Annotated in this window: 17 protein-coding genes and 1 tRNA gene; 16 read left to right on the top strand and 2 right to left on the bottom strand. The window is 72.9% G+C overall.

Annotated elements, in window-relative coordinates:
* Positions 1-16 precede the first annotated feature (16 nt).
* From C6W10_RS35985 to C6W10_RS36045, 13 genes are read left to right on the top strand one after another with little or no spacing between them, the layout of a single operon-like run.
* Positions 17-1,852 carry a fatty acyl-AMP ligase gene (locus C6W10_RS35985; protein WP_107263428.1) on the top strand — a complete coding sequence of 612 codons (1,836 nt, stop codon included), beginning with the start codon at positions 17-19 and terminating at the stop codon, positions 1,850-1,852.
* Complete coding sequence (locus C6W10_RS35990) at positions 1,849-3,576, top strand: acyl-CoA dehydrogenase family protein (RefSeq protein ID WP_107263429.1); 1,728 nt, start codon at positions 1,849-1,851, stop codon at positions 3,574-3,576. The genes C6W10_RS35985 and C6W10_RS35990 overlap by 4 nt, the downstream gene beginning before the upstream one ends.
* Positions 3,573-5,288, top strand: coding sequence for an acyl-CoA dehydrogenase (locus tag C6W10_RS35995; RefSeq protein ID WP_159104894.1), 1,716 nt, complete (start codon positions 3,573-3,575; stop codon positions 5,286-5,288). Before C6W10_RS35990 ends, C6W10_RS35995 begins: the two co-directional genes overlap by 4 nt.
* A gap of 26 nt (positions 5,289-5,314) precedes the next feature.
* Positions 5,315-5,593 carry an acyl carrier protein gene (locus C6W10_RS36000; protein ID WP_199853066.1) on the top strand — a complete coding sequence of 93 codons (279 nt, stop codon included), beginning with the start codon at positions 5,315-5,317 and terminating at the stop codon, positions 5,591-5,593.
* Positions 5,590-6,522 carry a ketoacyl-ACP synthase III family protein gene (locus tag C6W10_RS36005; RefSeq protein ID WP_107263432.1) on the top strand — a complete coding sequence of 311 codons (933 nt, stop codon included), beginning with the start codon at positions 5,590-5,592 and terminating at the stop codon, positions 6,520-6,522. The genes C6W10_RS36000 and C6W10_RS36005 overlap by 4 nt, the downstream gene beginning before the upstream one ends.
* 19 nt (positions 6,523-6,541) lie before the next feature.
* Complete coding sequence (locus C6W10_RS36010; protein ID WP_234361540.1) at positions 6,542-7,975, top strand: ATP-grasp domain-containing protein; 1,434 nt, start codon at positions 6,542-6,544, stop codon at positions 7,973-7,975.
* Positions 7,972-9,273, top strand: a complete 1,302-nt coding sequence (gene lysA, locus C6W10_RS36015; protein WP_107263434.1) for a diaminopimelate decarboxylase — start codon at positions 7,972-7,974, stop codon at positions 9,271-9,273. Before C6W10_RS36010 ends, lysA begins: the two co-directional genes overlap by 4 nt.
* Complete coding sequence (locus C6W10_RS36020) at positions 9,270-9,551, top strand: acyl carrier protein (RefSeq protein ID WP_107263435.1); 282 nt, start codon at positions 9,270-9,272, stop codon at positions 9,549-9,551. The genes lysA and C6W10_RS36020 overlap by 4 nt, the downstream gene beginning before the upstream one ends.
* 7 nt (positions 9,552-9,558) lie before the next feature.
* On the top strand, positions 9,559-10,521 hold the full coding sequence (locus C6W10_RS36025) for a hypothetical protein (protein ID WP_159104895.1): 963 nt from the start codon (positions 9,559-9,561) through the stop codon (positions 10,519-10,521).
* Complete coding sequence (locus tag C6W10_RS36030; RefSeq protein WP_107263437.1) at positions 10,521-11,264, top strand: 4'-phosphopantetheinyl transferase superfamily protein; 744 nt, start codon at positions 10,521-10,523, stop codon at positions 11,262-11,264. The genes C6W10_RS36025 and C6W10_RS36030 overlap by 1 nt, the downstream gene beginning before the upstream one ends.
* Entirely contained in the window at positions 11,257-12,594 is a 1,338-nt protein-coding gene (locus C6W10_RS36035; protein ID WP_234361541.1) for a cytochrome P450, read from the top strand. Before C6W10_RS36030 ends, C6W10_RS36035 begins: the two co-directional genes overlap by 8 nt.
* Positions 12,578-13,330, top strand: a complete 753-nt coding sequence (locus C6W10_RS36040) for an SDR family NAD(P)-dependent oxidoreductase (RefSeq protein WP_107263438.1) — start codon at positions 12,578-12,580, stop codon at positions 13,328-13,330. Before C6W10_RS36035 ends, C6W10_RS36040 begins: the two co-directional genes overlap by 17 nt.
* Positions 13,331-13,389: 59 nt before the next feature.
* Complete coding sequence (locus C6W10_RS36045) at positions 13,390-15,024, top strand: NAD(P)/FAD-dependent oxidoreductase (protein ID WP_199853812.1); 1,635 nt, start codon at positions 13,390-13,392, stop codon at positions 15,022-15,024.
* A 20-nt stretch (positions 15,025-15,044) separates the two neighbouring features.
* Here the strand turns inward: C6W10_RS36045 and C6W10_RS36050 are convergent, their stop codons facing one another.
* Positions 15,045-16,148 carry a DUF4185 domain-containing protein gene (locus C6W10_RS36050; RefSeq protein WP_107263440.1) on the bottom strand — a complete coding sequence of 368 codons (1,104 nt, stop codon included), beginning with the start codon at positions 16,146-16,148 and terminating at the stop codon, positions 15,045-15,047.
* Positions 16,149-16,418: 270 nt separating this feature from the next.
* Positions 16,419-16,491, bottom strand: a tRNA-Leu gene (locus C6W10_RS36055).
* An 88-nt stretch (positions 16,492-16,579) separates the two neighbouring features.
* Here C6W10_RS36055 and C6W10_RS36060 point away from each other — a divergent pair.
* The 3 genes from C6W10_RS36060 to C6W10_RS36070 all read left to right on the top strand — a co-directional run bounded on the left by C6W10_RS36060 (position 16,580) and on the right by C6W10_RS36070 (position 19,898).
* Positions 16,580-17,197 (top strand): ANTAR domain-containing response regulator, encoded by a 618-nt coding sequence (locus C6W10_RS36060; protein ID WP_107263441.1) that lies wholly within the window; start codon positions 16,580-16,582, stop codon positions 17,195-17,197.
* Positions 17,198-17,260: 63 nt separating this feature from the next.
* Positions 17,261-18,517 (top strand): hypothetical protein, encoded by a 1,257-nt coding sequence (locus tag C6W10_RS36065; protein WP_107263442.1) that lies wholly within the window; start codon positions 17,261-17,263, stop codon positions 18,515-18,517.
* 223 nt (positions 18,518-18,740) lie between these two features.
* Positions 18,741-19,898, top strand: coding sequence for a branched-chain amino acid ABC transporter substrate-binding protein (locus tag C6W10_RS36070; protein ID WP_107263443.1), 1,158 nt, complete (start codon positions 18,741-18,743; stop codon positions 19,896-19,898).
* The last annotated feature ends 28 nt before the right edge of the window (positions 19,899-19,926 follow it).

Consider the following 19,926-nt stretch of genomic DNA (forward strand, 5'->3'; position numbering starts at 1 on the left):
GATTGGAGGAGCCGTGATGGAGCTGGCCGAGACGTTCACCGGCCAACTGCTGCGCCATGTCCGGGACCGGCCACAGCATCCGGCGGTGGTCTTCACCGAGGATCCGCGCTCGCCGGACGCCGAGTCCCGGCTCAGCTACGGGCAACTCCACGCCGCCGCGACCAGGCTGGCGGCGCGGCTGCGCGCGGAGTATCAGCCCGGTTCCCGGATGCTGCTGCTCTATCCGTCGGGGCTGGAGTTCGTGGTGGCCTTCGTCGCCTGCCAGTACGCGGGGCTGGTCGCCGTACCGGCCCCGGAGCCGGACCGGCATCCCTATCGGCGGCAGCGGCTGCTCGGCATCATGCGGAACAGCACCAGCGCCGCCGTGTTGACGACCGACTCCCGGGCGTCCGAGGTGCACGGCTGGATGGAGGCGGTCGGGGCGCGGCTGCCCGTCGTCACGACCGACGCCGAGACCGAGGACCGGGAACCGACGGGGCGCGACCTCGCCGACCCGTCCCCGGACGAGCCCCGCGCCGAGGCGCTCTCCTTCCTCCAGTACACCTCGGGTTCGACGGCGGCGCCGCGCGGCACGATGGTCAGCCAACGGAACCTGGCGGAGCACTCCCGGATGTTCCTGGCGATGCTCGGGATCACCGGACCGGTGTCGATCGGCGGCTGGTTGCCGATGTTCCACGACATGGGGCTCGTCGGCCACGTCGTCACCCCGCTCTTCTCCGGCGGCACCAGCGTGCTGATGTCCCCGACGTCGTTCCTGCGCCGACCCGGCGCCTGGTTGACCCTGATCGACCGGTACCGGCTCTACATGTCGGCGGCGCCGAACTTCGGCTACGACATGTGCGTCGCCCGGGTCTCCGACGAGGAGATCCGCCAGCTCGACCTGTCGCGCTGGACGGTGGCGATCAACGGCTCGGAGCCGGTGCAGGCGCACACCGTCGAGCAGTTCACCCGGCGTTTCGCCGCCGCCGGGCTCCGCCCGGAGACCGTCTGCCCCGGTTACGGCCTCGCCGAGGCCACCCTCGCGGTGAGCCTGGAGTGGCACCGCAACCGGCCCACGGTGATCCCGGTGGAGGCGGAGCCGCTCACCCGGCACGTGCTGCGCCCGCTCGTCGACGCCCGGCCCGACGCCGGGGGGTACCTGCCCCGGCTCGTCGGCAGTGGCCAGGCGGCCGGGCCGGAGGTGCGGATCGTCGACCCGCAGACCCGGGAGGTGTTGCCGGAACGGACCGTCGGCGAGATCTGGGTGCGCGGCCCGAGCGTCGCGGAGGGGTACTGGGCGGCCCCCGAGGCCACTGCGGAGACGTTCGCGGCGGTGACGGCCGACGGGGAGTCCGGCTTCCTGCGCACCGGCGACCTCGGCGTACTGCACGGCGACGAGCTGTACGTGACCGGACGGATCAAGGAAGTGCTGGTGGTCTTCGGCCGCAACCTCTACCCGCAGGACATCGAGGCCGAGGCCCGGGCGTACCACGAGTCGCTGGTCGGGCTCGTCGGCGCCGCGTTCACGATCCCGGTGCCGCACGAGGAGGTGGTCCTGCTGCACGAGTACCGGCCCGGCAAGGTCGACGGCGACCGTGCCGACGAGGCCCCGCGCCGCCTCGCCGACGCCCTCCAACTGCACCTGTCCCGGGCCTTCGGCGCCGCCGTCAGCGTCGTGCTGGTACCGCCCCGGACGATCCCGCGCACCACGAGCGGAAAGGTCCAGCGCCACCGGGCCCGGCAACTGTTCCTCGACGGTGCGGTACGACCCGTCGCGGCGAACCTCACCACCCTGGCCCGGCGCTGCGAGGTCGGCACCAGGTATCCGGCGGAACCCGTGGCGGCGGCCCCGGCGGGCGGAGCGGTGGGATGAGCGCACCGGTGCCGACCCGTGCCGCCCCGCTGTACCCCGGGGTGGCCGGCATCGTGGCGGAACTCGGCGCCTTCGCCGACGACGCCGGCCGGTTCTCCCGGGCCACCGCCACCGCGCTGGACGAGCGGGAGGCCTTCCCGGTCGACGCCTGTCGGTGGCTCGACGGCCTGGCGGTGCCGGCGCACTACGTACCGGCCCGGTACGGCGGCGCCTGGCGCGACCATGACGAACTCGTGCACCTGGTCCGGGCGATGAGCCGGCGCGACCTGACGGTGGCGGTGGCGCACGCGAAGACGTTCCTCGGCGCGGCCAGCGTCTGGGTCGGCGGCGATCCGGAGCAGTGCCGGCGACTCGCCGGCCGGGTGCTCGCCGGGGCGCCGGTCGCCTGGGGGCTGACCGAGCCGGGCCACGGCAGCGACCTGATGGCCACCGAGATGACCGCCGAGGCCACCCCGGAGGGCTTCCGGTTGACCGGCCGGAAGCGCCCGGTCAACAACGCGACCCGGGGCGAGCTGGTCTGCGTCCTCGCCCGCACGGGTGCGCAGCGCGACCCGCGCGGGCTGAGCGTGCTGCTGGTCGACAAGCGGCGGCTGCCGGACGGGAGCTTCCGCTGCCTGCCGAAGGTCCCCACCCACGGCATCCGGGGCGCGGACATCAGCGGCATCGAGCTGGTCGCGGCCCCCGTCGGGCCGGACGCCCTGATCGGGCGGCCCGGCACCGGACTGGAGACGGTACTGCGTGCGCTGCAACTGACCCGGGTGGTCTGCACCGGCCTGTCGCTCGGCGCGGCCGACCACGCGCTGCGGCTCACCTGGGACTTCCTGACCCGGCGCCGGCTCTACGACCACCTGCTGATCGACATGCCGCACGTGCGGCGCACCCTGGGCCAGCTCTGTGCCCGGGCCTTCCTGGCCGAGTCGGCGAGCATCCTGGCGGCCCGGTTGACGCACACCGCGACCGGGGAGATGCCGGTGGTGTCGTCGCTGGTCAAGGCATTCGTCCCGACCGTGGTCGACGAACTCGTCGCCGGCTGCGCCGAGTTGCTCGGGGCCCGGGCCTTCATGACCAACATCTACGCGCACGGCGCCTTCGCGAAGCTGGAGCGGGACCACCGGATCGTCGGCATCTTCGACGGGAACACCGCCGTCAACCGCAGCGCGGTGGCGAACCACTTCCCGGTACTGGTCCAGGCGTGGCGAGCGGGCACCGTCGAGTCCGAGTCGCTGCGAACGGCGGCGACGTTGCGCCCCGGGCTGGGCGAGATCGGCGAGCTGCTGCTGACCTCGCGTACCGGATGTTCGGTGGTGCAGTCGCTGCCGGCCGCCGTCGCCGAACTCGACGAGCCGCTGCGGCCGCTCGGTACCGCGCTGGTCCGGCTCGCCGACCGGTTGCACGAGGAGATGGCCGGGCAGCGGCAGCGGGTGTACGGCCACTCGGCGGAGGCGTTCGAGCTGGTCGAGCGGTACGAGTGGTGCTTCGCCGCCGCGGCGGCGATCCAGGTCTGGCTGGCCAACCGGACGAGCCGGGCGGACCGGCGGGACGACGCCGACTGGTGGCACGAGGCGCGGTGGCTGCGCGCCGCCCTGACGCTCGCGCTGTCCCGGCTCGGGCACCGCCCGCCGGCACCGGCCGGTGCGGTCTTCGACGAGCTGGCCGGGGCGATCCGGCACGCCGGCCTGCCGACCCTGCTCACCGTCGCCGACGTGGAAGGCGAGCTGGCATGACGGGGGACGGGAGGTCCCGGGTCGAGGCGCTGGAGGAGCGCTTCGGCGACCCGTGGGCGCCGGAGTCGGCGCTTCCGCACGCCACCGTGCTGCGGGCCGACGAGCGGGCGGAGACCTGCGTCGAGGGCGAGCGGATCCTCGACGAGTACGGGTTCAACGCCGAGTTCGTCCCGACGGTCCACGGCGGCCGGCTGGCCCGGCTGGACGAGCTGATCGAGCTGACCCGGGTCGTCTGCCGCCGCGACCCCGGCCTCGCCCTCGGGTACGGGCTGAGTTCGTTCATCGCCGGTGCGAACGTCTGGGCGGCGGGCCGGCCCGACCAGTGCCGGCGGGTGGCGGAGCTGCTGCTCGGCAACCACCGGGTCGCCTCGGTCTATCACGAGCTGGAGCACGGCAACGACTTCTCCCGGATCGAGCTGACCGCGCTCCCCGACGGCAACGGCCGGCTGCTGGTCAACGGCCGCAAGGAGATCGTGACGAACGTGGCCCGGGCCAGCGCGCTGGTGCTGCTGGCCCGGACGGCGACCGAGCCCGGCAGCCGGAGCCTGTCGCAGGTACTGGTGGACCGGGCGGTGGTGCCGCCGGACACCATGAAGGACCTGGGCCGGTACCCCAGCGTCGGGATGCGCGGGGTGCAGCTCGGCGGCGTGGAGTTCCGCGACTGCCCGGTCGACGAGACGGCGGTACTCGGCCCCGCCGGGCACGGCGTCGAGGTGGCGCTCCGTTCGTTCCAGATCACCCGGGCCTGCCTGCCGGCGATGCTCGTCGGCGCCCTCGACACCGCGATCCGGACGGCGCTGCGGTTCGCCACCGGCCGCACGCTCTACGGCCGGACCGTGGACGCCCTGCCCACCGTGCGCGCCACGCTGGTGGACGTCTTCACCGACCTGCTCGTCGCCGACGCGATGGGGCTGGTGACCGCCCGGGCGATCCACCTGCTACCCGAGGAGACGAGCGTGGCGGCGTCGGCGTCCAAGTTCTTCGTCGGCGGGCGGGCGATCGACGCGATGAACCGGCTCTCCCTGCTGCTCGGGGCCCACTTCTACGTCCGGGACGGTGAGTACGGGATCTTCCAGAAGCTGCTCCGCGACGTACCACCGGCCGGGTTCGGCCACGCCGCCCGGGTCGCCTGCCTGATGACGATGCTGCCGCAGTTGCCGATCCTGGCCCGCCGGGCCTGGGTCCGGGAGCCACCGGCGGTACCCGAGCAGCTGTACCGGCGCGGTGCCCCGCTGCCGCCGCTCTCCTTCGACCGGCTGACCGTCCGGACCGGGGGCCGGGACACCCTCGCCGGGGCACTCGCCCGGGGCCGGGAGGCGGTGGCCGACTCCGGTGACCCGGCACTGTGCCGGCTCACCGAGGCGTTCGGCGCGGAACTGGCCGACGTGGCGGCGCAGTGCGGCCAGCTCCGCCCGGCTGACCTCGGCCCCGGCGCCCGTCCCGAGGCGTTGGCGCTGGCGGCGCGCTACGCCACCGTGCTCGCGGCGGCGGCGTGTCTCAACGTCTGGGCGCACGAGCGGGACGACGCGTTTCTCGGCGATCCCGGCTGGCTGGTGGTGGCCCTGCACCGGCTGGCCCGCGACGCCGGGCTGCCGGTCGCGGCCGATCCGGCGCCGGTCGCGGCCCGCCGCCCGCTGCTCTACGCCGAACTGGCTGCCCGGTTCGCCGACGGACGTTCGTTCGACCTGGCCAACCGGCCGTTGCGGGCATGACCACAGCAGAGAACCGAGGGAGCGCAGTGACCAGCTTTGCCACCGGTGACGAGACCGAGACCCTCCGCGCCTGGCTGATCGAGCGGGTCGCCAGCTATCTGGAGTGCGGACCCGCCCAGGTCGACCCGGCCCGGTCGCTCGCGGACTACGGCCTGCACTCGGTACTGGCCCTCTCGCTCTGCGCGGACCTCGAGGACCACCTGCACGTCCGGCTGGAACCGACGCTGGTCTGGGACCACCCCAGCGTCGACGCGCTGGTCGCACACCTGTCGACCGTGGTCGGCCGGGGCGAGGGTCCGCCGTGACCGCGCTGGCGGCGGTGTCGGCGTTCACGCCGTCGACGCGGGCACCGATCGGCGACCTGGCGCGGTGGCTGGGCATCGACGACCGGCAGCTCCGGGTGTTCCGGCGGTTCTACGGGCTCGGCGAGGTCTGCCTGCACCCGACCGGCACGCTGGCCGACCTGATGCTCGCGGCGGCCGGAAAGCTCGACGCCCTGCGCGGCGCCGAGGACCGGGTGCGGTACGTGGTGCAGGCCCGCACGATCGAGGCGGTGGAGCCGTACCCGGTCTCCGCCCTGCGGGAGGTCTGCGACGCACTGCGGCTCGGCCACGCGACGGCGTTCACGGTGACCCAGCACGGCTGCGCCTCCGGGCTGCTCGCGGTCGACCTGGCCGGTCGGCTGCTCGCCGAGGACGGCGACCCCGACGGGCTGGCGCTGGTCTTCGCCGGGGAGAAGGCATTCACCCCGGGTGTACAGCTCATCCCGGAGACGTCGGTGATGGGGGAGGGCTCGGCCGCGGTGCTCGTCCGGCACGGCGGGCCCAGCGACCGGATGCTGTCGTACGCCACCCGCACCTACGGGCAGTTCCACAGTGGGCTGTACCTGACCGGAGAGCTGGCCGACGAGTTCCGGCTCCGGTACTTCGAGTACCTGGCCGAGGTCATCCTGGCCGCGCTGCACGAGGCCGGGCTGGGGTTGCCCGACCTCGACCTGGTGCTGCCGCACAACGTCAACCGCTACTCCTGGGCGCGGGTCTGCCGACACCTCGGGTTCCCGGAGGAGCGGGTGCTGCTGGCGAACGTGCCGAGTCTCGGGCACTGCTACTCCGCCGACCCGTTCATCAACTACACCACCGCCGTCGAGACGGGGCGCCTCCGGCCCGGGGACCGCTACCTGATGGCCTCCGTCGGTCTCGGCGCCACATTTTCCGCAATGGTCTTCGAACACTGAAACGGTGGTGCGGGCTCACGTGGTTGACGTGCATCGGTCGAGCGACGACCTCCCGAGGTCGGGTGGCGACCTCCCGAGGTCGGGTGGCGACTTCCTGAGCCGGCTGAAGGCGTCCCTGGTCGGGGAGGGCCGGACGCCGTTCGTCGTGGTGGGGAACTTCGAGGTCGAGCAGTACTGGGCCGAGGGCGAGTACGGCCTGCCGAGGGCCGGGTTCAGCACGTCCGGCGCGGTGGTGAACCGGATGGACGAGTTCGCGCTGCTGCTGGCCGGCCCGGACGACCACGTCGTACTCAAGGAGGCGCCCGACCCCGACTTCCTCGGCTATCTCTCCGCGCTCGGCGTGCCGCTGCCCGGTCTGCTCTGCCCGGAGCGGCAGGATCCCGAGCGGGTCGTCACCGCGGACGTGCTCGACGACGAGCCGGTGCTGGCCCGGCTGCGGGCGCTGGCCGCGACCGGCGCGCAACTGTTGCCGCACGGCGTCTCGGTGCTGGAGGAGCGGCTCGCCCGGGCCGGCGACCTGCCCGTCGCGGGCGGCCCGGCGACGCTCTGCAAGCGGGTGAACAGCAAGATCTACAGCCGTCGGCTCGCCGACGAACTCGGCCTGCCCCAGCCGGCCGGCTGGACCAGCGAGACGCTCGCCGAGTGGGCGGCGGCGGCCGGACGGGCCCGGCAGATCCTGGCGGCCGGCGGAACGGTCGCCGTCAAGGACGCCTTCGGGGTCTCCGGCCGGGGCATCCTGGTGCTCCGGGACGGGTCCCGGCTCGACCAGCTCGACCGCATGCTGCGGCGGCGGGCGGAACGCAGCGGCGACGACCGGTTGGCGCTGGTCGTCGAGGAGTGGGTCGGCAAGCGTACCGACCTGAACTACCAGGTGACCGTCGGGCGTACCGGCACCGTCCACTTCGACTTCGTCAAGGAGGCGATCACCGAGGGGGGCGTGCACCAGGGGCACCGCTTCCCGGCCCGGCTCAGCCCGGCGGAGCGGGGCCAGTTGCGGGACGCGGGCGAGCTGATCGGGCGGCGGCTGGCGGGGGAGGGCTACCGGGGGGTGGTCGGGATCGACGCGATGGTCGGGGACGACGGCCGGGTCCTTCCGGTGATCGAGATCAACGCCCGGCACAACATGTCGACGTACCAGGCCCGGGTGCAGGAGCTGTTGCTGGCACCGGGGCAGCGGGCCATGGCCCGGCACTATCCGGTGCGGCTGCGTACCCGGGTGCCGTTCAAGACGTTCCACGACCGGCTCGACGACCTGCTGCTTCCCGGTGCCGGCGGTACCGGCGTGCTGGTGACCACCTTCGCGACGGTGAACGCCGCCGCCGGGCGGCCCGGGGCGGAGACCTTCGACGGCCGGCTCTACACGCTGCTGGTGGCCGACTCGGCGGACCGGCTCGGCGCCCTCGACGCCGAGGTCGGCCGGCGGCTGCGCACCCTGGCGGAGGTGACCGGATGAGTGCCGAGTTCGAGATCCAGGGGTTCAGCGTCAGCGAGCTGGCGGAGCGGTTCGGCACGCCGGTCTACCTGTACGACGGCGCCGAACTCCGCCGACGGTTCACCGAACTCCGCGCCGCCCTGCACCCCGCCCTGGAGATCTTCTACTCGCTCAAGGCGAACCCGAACGTCTCGGTCTGCGCGCTGCTCCGCTCGCTCGGCGCCAAGGCGGAGGTGTCGTCGCTGGCCGAGCTGGCCACGGCAGACCGGGCCGGCGTCGCCGCGCCGGACGTGATCTTCCTCGGGCCGGGCAAGACCGCCGAGGAGGTGGACGCCTGCGTACGCGGTGGCGTCGGAGCGATCGTCTGCGAGTCGTACGGCGAGCTGGAGCTGATCGACCGGCGGGCCCGGGCGCACGGTGTCGTCGCGCCGGTGGTGCTGCGGGTGAACCCCCGCTTCTCGGTGAAGGGCTCCGGACTCACCATGGGCGGCCGGCCGCGTCAGTTCGGCATCGACGAGAGCCAGCTCTGCGACGGTGACCCCGGCCGGCTGCGCAGGCCCGGGATCCGGTTGATCGGAATCCAGGTGTACGTCGGTACCCGGATCCTCAGCGAGCAGGTGGTGGTCGAGAACACCCGTCGGATCTTCGAGCTGGCCGAGCGGGTCAGCCGGCACTGCGGCTTCCCGTTGGAGGTCGTCGACGTCGGCGGTGGGCTCGGGGTCGCCTACTTCGAGGGCGAGAACGACCTCGACCTGGCCGTGCTCGCCGGGCTGCTCAACCCGGTGGTCGGGGACTTCGTCCGGCGACACCCCCGGACCAGGGTGCTGCTGGAGGTCGGCAGATATCTCACCGCACCGGCCGGCGTCTACCTGACCAGGGTCAACTACGTGAAGTCGTCGATGGGCGAGAACTTCGCGATCGTGGACGGCGGGACCAACCACCACATGGCGGCGGTGGGGATCGGTTCCTTCGTCAAGCGCAACTATCCGCTGGCCCTGCTCAACCGGGTCAAGGAGCCGGCCTCGGAGTCCTGGCACGTCACCGGGCCGCTCTGCACCCCGAACGACACCCTCGGCAAGGCGGTGCGGCTGCCGCCGGTACGGGTGGGCGACCTCGTCGGGGTCCTCCGGTCCGGCGCGTACGGGCCGTCCGCGTCACCGGTGCTCTTCCTCAGCCACGGCCATCCGGCCGAGGTACTGGTGGACGCCGGCCGGGCCCATCTCGTCCGCCGCCGGGACACCGTGGACGACCTGCTGAACCCGCAAGTTCTGTACACCGAACCGGCCAGCGCCGGGTCCGACCAGGGAGTACCAGGATGACGCACAGTATCTCGACCTCGTACGTCGAGCCGGGTGAGGAGCTTCTCGACCTGGTGCGCCGGGCCATCGCCCAGGTGCTCGACCGGGACCCGGCGGAGATCGGGCCGGACTCCCGGCTCTTCGACGACCTCGGCCTGGACTCGACGAGTGCCCTCGAACTGCTGATGGAGATCGAGGCCGACTCGGGTGTGGAGTTCGACATGGACACCCTCGAACAACACCACTTCACCAGCGTACGGGCCCTGGCCGGCTACGTGCGGTGCCAGCTGGACGGCTAGCGTGCTGGTGACCGCCGCGCCACCGCTGGCCCGGGCCGTCCGGGCCGGCCCCACCGTCCGGCTGCCGCTGCGGCTCGTCTCGGCCCGGCACCGCGCCTTCGGGCCGGACGGCGGTACCGACGGCGGTGCCGACACCGGTGTGCAGCCCGCGGTCGAGCGGTACCTGCGCGATCTCGTGGCGAGCCGGGACGGTACCTTCCGACCCGAGGCGCTGCGGGCCGGCGCCGGCACCTCGTTCAGCACGATGGCCCACGACCTCGTCGGCGACATCGGCCCGGAGTGGCCCTCGGTCGACCTGATCGTGCTCTGCCACGCCGTGCCCGAACTCAATCCCGGGACGTCCCCGGCCTGCTCGCTGGTTGACGCCGCCCCCGGCACGCCGGTCGCCTTCACCCTCTGCGACCAGGGGCGGGTCGCGCCGTTCAGCGCGCTGCGGGTCGCCGGGACGTACCTCGACAGCGTGCCGCTGCGTCGCGCCCTGGTGCTGGTGCTGGACCAGAGCACCGTGCCCTGGGAGGTCGACGATCGCGCGGACCTGCCGAGCCGGGACCTCGGAGTGGCGCTGGTCCTGGACCGGGTGCCCGCCCGGCCCGACGGCGGGATACTGCTCCAGCAGCATGCCGGGGTCGACCCGGGGCAGGTCGGCGAGGTTCTGCGGGCCCGGCTTCCGGCCCTGACCACGCAGCCGGGGCCGGTACGCGTGGTGGCCGGTGCGGGGGTGCCGCCGGGGCAGTTGACCGGGCTCGACGTGCCGGTGGTGGCGGGACCGGCGGGCCTGCTCTGCACGTCGGGCTGGGCGTACCTCTCCGAGGCCACCCGGTCGACCGCGACCCCGGGCGGCGGCGACCCGGCCGGTACCGGGGCGCCGGGCCGGCTCGTCCTCGTCGAGTACGAGTCCCGGCTGCGCCACCTGTCGCTCGCCGCGGTGGACCTCCCCGCGACCACCGGACCCGGCGGGCGGGACCGCTGATGGGTCCGCTCGGCTGCGACGGGGATCAGGTCGACCTGTGGGCGCTCGACCTGACGGCGGGTGCCGACGACGTCCGGCGGCTGACCGGGCTGCTCGACGCCGCCGAGCGGGAGCGGGCCGCCCGCCTGGCCGGGGCGCTCCGGCGGCGTTTCGTCGTCGCGCACGGACTGACCCGGAGCGTGCTCGGCGGCTACCTCGACCGCGCCCCGCACCTGGTCGTACTGCGCCGCGGCCGGCACGGCAAGCCCCGGCTGGACGGGCTGGAACACAACGTCTCGCACCACGGTGACGTGGCGCTGCTGGCGGTGACGGCGTACCGGCCGGTGGGGGTGGACGTCGCCGACGGCCCCCGCCCCCGGTCGCCGGAGGCGTTCGCGCGGCGCTTCTTCGCCCCGGACGAGGTCGACGCGCTGCTGGTACCGGACCCGGCCGACCGGCGACGGAGATTCCTGCGGATGTGGACCCGCAAGGAGGCCTGTGTCAAGGCGGACGGCGCACGGCTGCGGCACGGGCTCCGGCTGCGGGTCGACCACACGGGTACGGCGGCACCGACCAGCGGCACCGTCGTACCGGGTGGACCGGCCGGCCTGCCCGGGCCCTGGTGGGTCACCGACCTGCACCCGCCACTGCCGGGTACGGCGGCGGTGGCGGTACGCGGCGACGAACCGTGCCGGGTGGCCTGGCGGGAGACCGTGCGGGTGCCGAGGTCGTCGGATTGGGGGAGCCTTGGGCAGAGTGGTTGACTCCGCGACATTCGCGCTGCGGCTGTACCGACGGCGGGCGGAGATCGCCTACCACGGCTTCGCCCGGCGCGACCCGATGGCCCTGCTGGAGACCCGCCCCGGGCGGGTAGAGCCCTACCGCCTCTACGACCGGATGCGGGCGGTGGGGCCGATCGTCCCGACCTGTCTGGGCAACTGGGCGGCGACCGGCCACCGGGTCTGCAACCAGGTGCTGCGGGACCGCCGGTTCGGGGTGCAGGGGCTCGGTGCCACGGTCGGCACCAGCCCGACCGACCTGTCGTTCGTGGACCGGGACCCGCCGGAGCACACCCGGCTGCGCCGGCTCGCGGCACCGGACTTCAGCCAGCGGCGGGTGGCCGGGTACCGTCCCCGGATCGAGGAGACCGCCGCCCGGCTCGTCGAGCGGGCCGCCGGCCGTGGCAGCTTCGATCTCGTCACCGCGATCGCCGCCCCCCTGCCGATCACCGTGATCGCCGACCTCCTCGGCGTCACAGGGGTCGACGAGGCCGCCTTCGCCCGCTACGGACTCGCGATCGGCGGCGCCCTGGACGGCGTCCGCTCGGTACGCCAGCTCCGGGGTCTGGTGGCGGCGAGGGCCGAGGTCGACGCCATCTTCACCGACCTCGTGGCGCGGCGTCGCCGCGAGCCGGGCGACGACCTGGTCAGCAGGCTCGTCGCGGCCGAGGAGGAGATCAGCTCCGCCGAGCTGCTCGCGATGTGCACCCTGCTGCTCATCGCCGGCTTCGAGACGACGGTGAACCTGATTGGCAACGCCGTGCACGCGCTGCTCGACCATCCGGAGCAGTGGGCGCTGCTCCGCGCGGACCCGTCGCTGGCCGCCGCCGTCGTCGAGGAGACACTGCGCTACGACGCCCCGGTGCAGCGCGCGGCGCGGGTCGCCCACGAGGAGATCGAGGTCGCCGGTGCCGTGGTACGCCCGAACGACTGGGTCATCACCCTGCTCGGTGCCGCCAACCGCGACCCGGAGGTGTATCCGCACCCGGACCGGTTCGACATGACCCGTGGGCAGGTCGCCGACCACCTGGCCTTCTCCAGCGGCATCCACTACTGCCTGGGGGCCTCGCTCGCCCGGCTGGAGGGTGAGGTGGCGCTGGCGACCATCGCCGAGCGGCTGGACCTCGTCCCCGCCGGCCGGGTCAGCCGGCGCCGGAGCGCGACGATCCGCGGCTTCCTCCGGCTGCCCGTCGCCGTGCGTGGACGCCGCGCCCGGTCGGCGCCGAGCCCGGGGAGCGCCGGGGCGGCCGCCCGGCCGGGGCGGGCGGCGACCGGCGGAGCAGCCGAGGGGAGTACCGGTGGCCCGACTCGTTGACCGGGTGGCGTTGGTGACGGGCGCGGCCGGCGGGATCGGCCGGGCCACCGCGCTGCGGCTGGCCGACGAGGGCGCCGCGGTGCTGGTCACCGACGTCCACGACGAGCCGGGGGAGGCCGTCGCCGCCGCGATCCGGGACAGCGGCGGCAGGGCGGCCTTCCGGCACCACGACGTCACCGCCGAGTCCTCCTGGCAGGCCGCCGTCGGCCGGGCCGTCGACCTCTTCGGCGGGCTCGACATCCTGGTGAACAACGCCGGTGTGCTGGACCTCGCCGGGATCGAGGAGACCACCCTGCACGAGTACGAGCGGACGATCGCGGTGAACCAGACCGGGGTCTTCCTGGGGCTGAAGGCCGCCGCACCGGCGTTGAAGGTCTCCGGCCACGGTGTGGTGGTCAACGTGAGTTCCATCTTCGGCACCTCGGGCGGCTTCGGTACCTCGCCGGCCTACCACGCCAGCAAGGGCGCGGTCCGGGTGCTGACGAAGAACCTGGCGCTGCGCTGGGCGGAGCACGGGGTGCGGGTCAACTCCGTACACCCCGGGTTCATCGACACGCCGCTGCTGGACTTCGTCCGGGGTACCGACGCCGAGGCCGGGATGGTCGCGCTCACCCCGCTGGGCCGGCTGGGCCGACCCGCCGAGGTGGCCGCCTGCGTCGCCTTCCTGGCCAGCGACGACGCCTCGTTCATGACCGGTTCCGAACTCTACGTCGACGGCGGCTACCAGGCCCGCTGAGCCGGTACGGCCCGGCGACCCGCCGCACCCCTCCCGCAGCCCACCGACCGAGGATGCCCATGGCGACGAACCCACCCGACACCGCGAGCGAGCCCGGCGAGCACGTCGACGCCGTGGTCGTCGGGGCCGGCCTCGCCGGGTTGTACATGCTGTACCGGCTGCGTCAGCTCGGCCTCGCCGTCCGCGCCATCGAGGCCGGCGACGACGTCGGCGGCACCTGGTACTGGAACCGGTACCCCGGGGCGCGCTGCGACGTGGAGAGCATGCACTACTCGTACTCCTTCTCGCCCGAACTCGAACAGGAGTGGAACTGGTCGGAGCGCTATCCGGCCCAGCCGGAGCTGCTGCGGTACATCCGGCACGTGGCCGACCGGTTCGACCTGCGCCGACACGTGCGGTTCGGCACCAGGGTCCTCGCCGTGCACCACGACGAGCGGACCCGTGTCTGGCGGGTGCGTACCGACCACGGGCAGCCGGTCACGGCGCGGTTCTGCGTGCTGGCCACCGGCTGCCTGTCGGTCGCCAAGGCACCGGAGATCCCCGGCATCGACTCGTTCGCCGGACCGGTCTATCACACGGCGCGGTGGCCGCACGACGGGGTGGACTTCACCGGGCTGCGGGTCGGGCTCGTCGGCACCGGCTCCTCCGGGGTGCAGTCGATCCCGGTCATCGCCCGGCAGGCCGCCGAACTCACCGTCTTCCAGCGGACCCCGGCGTACAGCATGCCGGCCTGGAACCGGCCGCTGACCGACGCCGAACGCGACCGGCTCAAGGCCGGGTACCGGATGTTCCGCCAGCAGCAGCGCGAGTCGGGCTTCGGTGTGCCGAGCCCGCACCCACCGGCGACCCGGTCGGCGCTCCAGGTCGGGGCCGAGGAACGGAACCGGACGTACCAGCAGAGGTGGGAGTTCGGCAGCGTCACCGCCCTGATGAGCGCCTTCACCGACCTGGCGGTCGACGAGCACGCCAACGACACCGCCGCCGAGTTCGTCCGGTCGAAGATCCGCCAGATCGTCCGGGATCCGGTGGTCGCCGAGGACCTCTGCCCCCGCTACCCGTTCGGGACGAAGCGGCCCTGCCTCGACACCGACTACTACGCCACCTACAACCGCGACAACGTACGCCTGGTCAACCTGCGCCGGACCCCGCTGGTGGCGGTCACCGCGCGGGGTGTCCGGACGTCCAGCCAGGAGTACGGGTGCGACGCCATCGTCCTCGCCACCGGCTTCGACGCGATGACCGGCGCGCTGACCGCCATCGACATCCGGGGCCGGTCCGGGCGGTCGCTCAGGGAGAAGTGGGCCGCCGGACCCCGCGCCTATCTCGGGCTCGCCACGTCGGGGTTCCCCAACCTGTTCATGATCACCGGACCGGGCAGCCCGTCGGCCCTCAGCAACATGATCGTCTCCATCGAGCAGCACGTGGAGTGGATCGCCGACTGCATCCGGTGGCTGCGCGAGCGCGGCCTGAGTACGATCGAGGCCACCCGCTCGGCCGAGGACGACTGGGTCGCGCACGTCGCCGCCGTCGCCAGCGGCACCCTCTACCCGAGGACCGACTCCTGGTATCTCGGCGCGAACGTGCCCGGCAAGGCGCGGGTCTTCATGCCGTACGCCGGCGGGGTGGGCGCGTACCGCAGGATCTGCGACGGCGTCGCCGCCGACGGGTACCGGGGCTTCACGCTGACCCCCTGAGCGGTCTGCCCCCGGCGGGGTCAGACCGTGCCGACGAACTGGCTCACGTGGTAGGCGGTGCTCCGGCCGTCCGGTCCCCGGGTCCACTTGGAGACCATGAGGTGCAGGTCGTTCGGGTTCCGGCTGGACCAGGGGTGGATGAAACCGCCGTACAGCGCCGGCTCCTGCCACGGGTGCACCTGGACCTTCTCGGCGGTCCAGACCCGGTCGGGGCCGGTGGCGGTACGGGTGACGATGCAGCCGGTGACGCAGTTGAGGTAGGCCATCACCCAGGTACCGTCGGCCAGCCGCCGAACCGAGGGCTCCCCGAAGCGGCCGGTCAGGATCGGCGAGCAGGGGCGGCCCCAGCCCCAGTCGGTGCCGTTCCAGCCCCAGCCCTCGTACGACTCGGGCTGGAACATCCGGTCCCAGCGGACCCGGCGCAGCATCATCGGGCCGTCCTGGCGGCCGGACCGGACCGAGAAGACGTACACCCAGTCACCGTCGCGCTGCATCGTCCACATCTGGAACGGGTCGGTGTTGCTGCCGTTGTTCCACCACTTCAGCGGCGTACGGACGAAGTCGTTGCCGTTGTCGGAGTAGGCGAGGCCGGCGTACCGGGTCCGCCAGTGTGGAGCGTTCCAGTTCTCGATGCTCATGTAGGAGATCAGTTGCCGGCCGGTCTCCGGAAAGCTGATCCCGTCGTTGGGGATGACGGTGACCTCCCAGAGGCCGTCGATGCCGATCCCGTTGTGGCCGTTGCGCATCAGTTCCGGGGCCCGGCCGTTGCCGGCGACCCGGGCCGCGCTGTCGAAGACGACGCCGCCGGCCGCCCCCGGATGGACGTTGGAGCGCAGCATGACGGGGGAGCGCCAGTCGTTGGGCAGCGGCGGGCCCTCCGGCCACGGGGTGTCGAAGGTGTCGCCGAAGAGATAGCCGATGGAGCCGTTCTCCAGCACGTACGGGATGCCCAGGTCGGTGCCGGCCACCCGCCACCGGCTGTTGGTGTCCAGGTCGGCACCGGTCAGGCGCTTCTTCCAGGTGGCGGCGTGGGCGGTGCCGGGCAGCGCGAGGGTCGGCACGATCGACGCGGCGGCACCCACGGCGGCCAGCCTGCCGAGGAACGAGCGACGGTTGAGTGTCATCTCTGTCCTTCCGGTGCCGGGCCGCGACCGGAGCGATCGCCGGGGCGGGGTGGCGCGACGGCAGCTCTGAAGGAATCCTTCATCGATGTCGCTGATCAAGTCAAGCAATTGCATATCCGGGGCGGCGCACACAGGTACCGAATGAAGATCGACCCGCGTCGGCCCGGGGGCGCTCCTGGCCCGGCGGTCACGGCGGCGTCGACGGCCGACCGGCCGGACGCCGGACCGGTCGCTGGAGCGCTCCGGTCGGCCGTTTTGGGATGCTTCGCGTGCCCCCGGTGGGATTCGAACCCACACTGTCGATCTTTTGAGAATCGCGCCTCTGCCGTTGGGCTACAGGGGCCTGGCGTCGATAAGACTACCCACTACGCTGAGGGCGGCGACACCCGGCTGGGCAGGTGTCGGAAACGTGTAGTTGGGGGTAGGGGCTCGTGGCCGACATTCAGGCTGGTACCGAGCGTAGGCGGGTGTTGATCGCCGAGGACGAGGCGCTCATCCGGCTGGACCTGGCCGAGATGCTGGTCGAGGAGGGCTACGACGTCGTGGGGGAGGCGGGCGACGGCGAGACCGCGGTGCGCCTCGCCGAGGAGTTGAAGCCCGACCTCGTCATCCTCGACATCAAGATGCCCATCATGGACGGGCTGGCCGCGGCGGAACGGATCGCCGGTGGCCGGATCGCCCCGGTGGTCATCCTGACCGCGTTCAGCCAGCGGGACCTGGTGGAGCGGGCGCGGGCGGCCGGCGCGATGGCGTACCTGGTCAAGCCGTTCCAGAAGAGCGACCTGGTGCCGGCGATCGAGATCGCCCTGTCGCGCTACTCGGAGATCGCCGCCCTGGAGGCCGAGGTGGCCGGCCTGACCGACCGCCTGGAGATCCGCAAGACGGTGGAGCGGGCCAAGGGCGCGCTGATGACCACCTACGGGATGACCGAGCCGCAGGCGTTCAAGTGGATCCAGCGCACCGCGATGGACCACCGGATGACGATGCGTGAGGTGGCCGAGCGGATCCTCGCCGAGGGCACCGGCACCGAGCCGGCCGAGGCGGGCTGACGCCGACACCGGGCGGCGACCACGGATGGCATCCGGCGCGCACCGGCACCTAGGATTCGCCACATGTGGATCCGGCACCCGCGCGCCCGTCGTCGGCCCGGTCGGCTCCGCCGTCCGGGTGCCGCCGTCCTGCTCTGCCTGGCGCTGGTCGCGGCCGGCTGCGACGCCCCCCGGGAGGAACCGGACCCCGTCCTGACGGCCCGGTGGCAGCCGGTGACCCTGCCCGTTCCGTCCGGTATGTCGGGACGGTTGATGATCCGCGACATCGCCACCTGTGCCGGTCGGTGGTACGTGGTCGGCGCGATCGCCAACCCGGAGGAGGGTGTCCGGGACGCCGACACCCGGCCCGTCGCCTGGACCAGCCCGGACGGGCGCTCCTGGACCTCGCTCCGGCTGACCCCACGGTCGTACTACGGCGAGCGCAGCGTCCTCTACTCGGTGGCCTGTGCCGACGGCGGTGCGGCGGTGATCGGGGCGAAGCGCGGCGGTGCGCACGCCAACCCCCGGGTCAGCACCTGGCGGCAGGTGGCGGACGGGTCACTGGTCGAGGTGCCGGCGCCGTTCGAGCTGTACGGCGGACCGCAGGCGATGGACGTGGCCCGGATCGGCGCGGGTCCGGACGGCTGGCTGATCGCCGGCAACCGGATGAGCGGGGCCGCCGTCTGGCTGTCGCCGGACGCCGCCCGGTTCGAGATCCTGGAGGCCGCGCCCGGCCTGGCCCACGACGGCGTCGGCGAGACGTGGGCCTTCGAGGGGATCGCCACCGCACCCGGCTGGCTGCTGGTCGGTGGCATCGTCCGGGCCGGCCGGACGGATCGGGACCCGCTCGCCTGGACCTCGCCGGACGGGCGGCGGTGGCAACGGCTCGACCTGCCGGCCACCGACGAGTACGAGGAACTCCAGCGGGTCGTCCTGCTCGGCGGCACGCCGGTGGCGGTTGGGTTGCGGGGCGGCGCCTTCGGCGCGTGGCGCGGCGCCGCCGCCTCGGCGGGTGGGCCGTCCGCCGGACCGGGGTCCTCCGGCTGGAGCGCCGTCGGGCGGTTCGGGGCGGCCGGTCAGGGCGGGGTGCCCCGGGTACGCGCGCTCACCACGGCCGGAGACCGGCTGCTGGCCGCGACCTCCAACGGAAGCGAACACGAGCTGTGGGCGTCCGGTGACGCAGGGTCAACCTGGCAGACGGTCACCGCTCCGGTTCGGATGCCCGCCGGGGTCTATCAGGACGTCGTCGTGCGCGCCGACGAAGCGCGGGTACTGCTCGCCGTCGACGACGGGGAGCGCGGCGGATTGTGGATCACAGACGCGCTGTCCAGCGGCCGATAGGAGCCTATGGATGAGTCAAATGTTACGGACGAGGGGCCTGTTGCACTCGTGTTCGTAACGGTTTGGCAAGCCCGCCCATTAGCTCTTCCGGGACGGATTACGCCTCCGCTACGCTGCGCCATCACGAGCCGTAGCGCAGGTGTGCGGTTCAGGTTCGGGACGGCAACGCGGAGGTTCTGCCGTCACCGATGCCGCGCCCTGCATCTGGAGGAGGTCATAAGCCGTGAGGCGAAAGAATGTACGGGCCGTCGGCACCGCCGCACTGGCGGTGGTGGCGATGCTCGCCGCAGCCGGTTGCCAGGATTCCGGCGGCGGCACCGCGGAGGGCGACAAGGAGTGTGGTGGCAAGATCGCCATCTTCGGCGCGTTCACCGGTCCGAACGCCGGTCTGGTGACCCCGTCGCTGAACGGCGCGAAGCTGGCCGTCAAGGAGCACAACGCCGCCAACCCGAACTGCCAGGTCACCCTGCAGGAGTTCGACACCCAGGGCAACGCCGACCAGGCCACCCCGGTCGCGAGCCAGGTCGCCCAGGACACCAGCTTCACCTCGGTGATCGGCGGCCACTTCTCGGCTGAGACCAAGGCGACGATGGGCACCTACCAGGCCGCCGGCCTGGTCATGGTGAGCCCGTCGGCGACGGCCGCCGAGCTGACCACCCTCGGCAACAAGAACTTCTTCCGGGTCGTCGGCAACGACAAGACCCAGGGCGGCGCCGCGGTCACCTACATCAAGGACGTACTCAAGGCGCAGAAGGTCTTCGCGATCGACGACAGCCAGACCTACGGCGCGGGCATCATCGCCGAGGTGAAGAGCGGCCTCGGTCCGATCGTGGTGGCGGAGGACAAGGTCCAGGCCGACCAGCAGAACTTCGACGCGACCATCTCGAAGATCAAGTCTGCCGCGCCGGACGTCATCGCCTACGCCGGCTACACCAACGAGGCCGCCCCGCTGCTCAAGCAGGCCCGGGCCGCCGGTGTGACCGCCAAGTTCCTCGGCTTCGACGGCCTCTACGACCCCGGCTTCCCGAACGGTGCCGGCGAGGTTGCCGCCGAGGGCGCGATCGTGACCTGCCCCTGCCTGCCCGCCGACAAGGCCGGCGGCACCTTCGCCGCCGACTTCCAGAAGGAGTACGGTGTCGCGCCGGGCTCCTACGGCGCCGAGGGCTACGACGGGGCGAAGATCCTGCTGGAGGGCTACGCCGCCGGCAAGACCAGCCGCGAGGAACTGGTCGAGTGGGTCCGCAGCTACGACAAGCAGGGTGTCTCGAAGTACCTGAAGTTCGACGCGAACGGCGACGTCGACCGCTCTCGTGTGGTCATCTGGGCCTACGAGGTCAAGGCCAAGCAGTTCGTGGCCCAGCAGGAGATCAAGCTCAGCTGAGCCAGACAACCGACGTGCGGCCGGGGGG

The sequence above is a fragment of the Plantactinospora sp. BB1 genome, assembly GCF_003030385.1.
Lineage (GTDB): Bacteria > Actinomycetota > Actinomycetes > Mycobacteriales > Micromonosporaceae > Plantactinospora.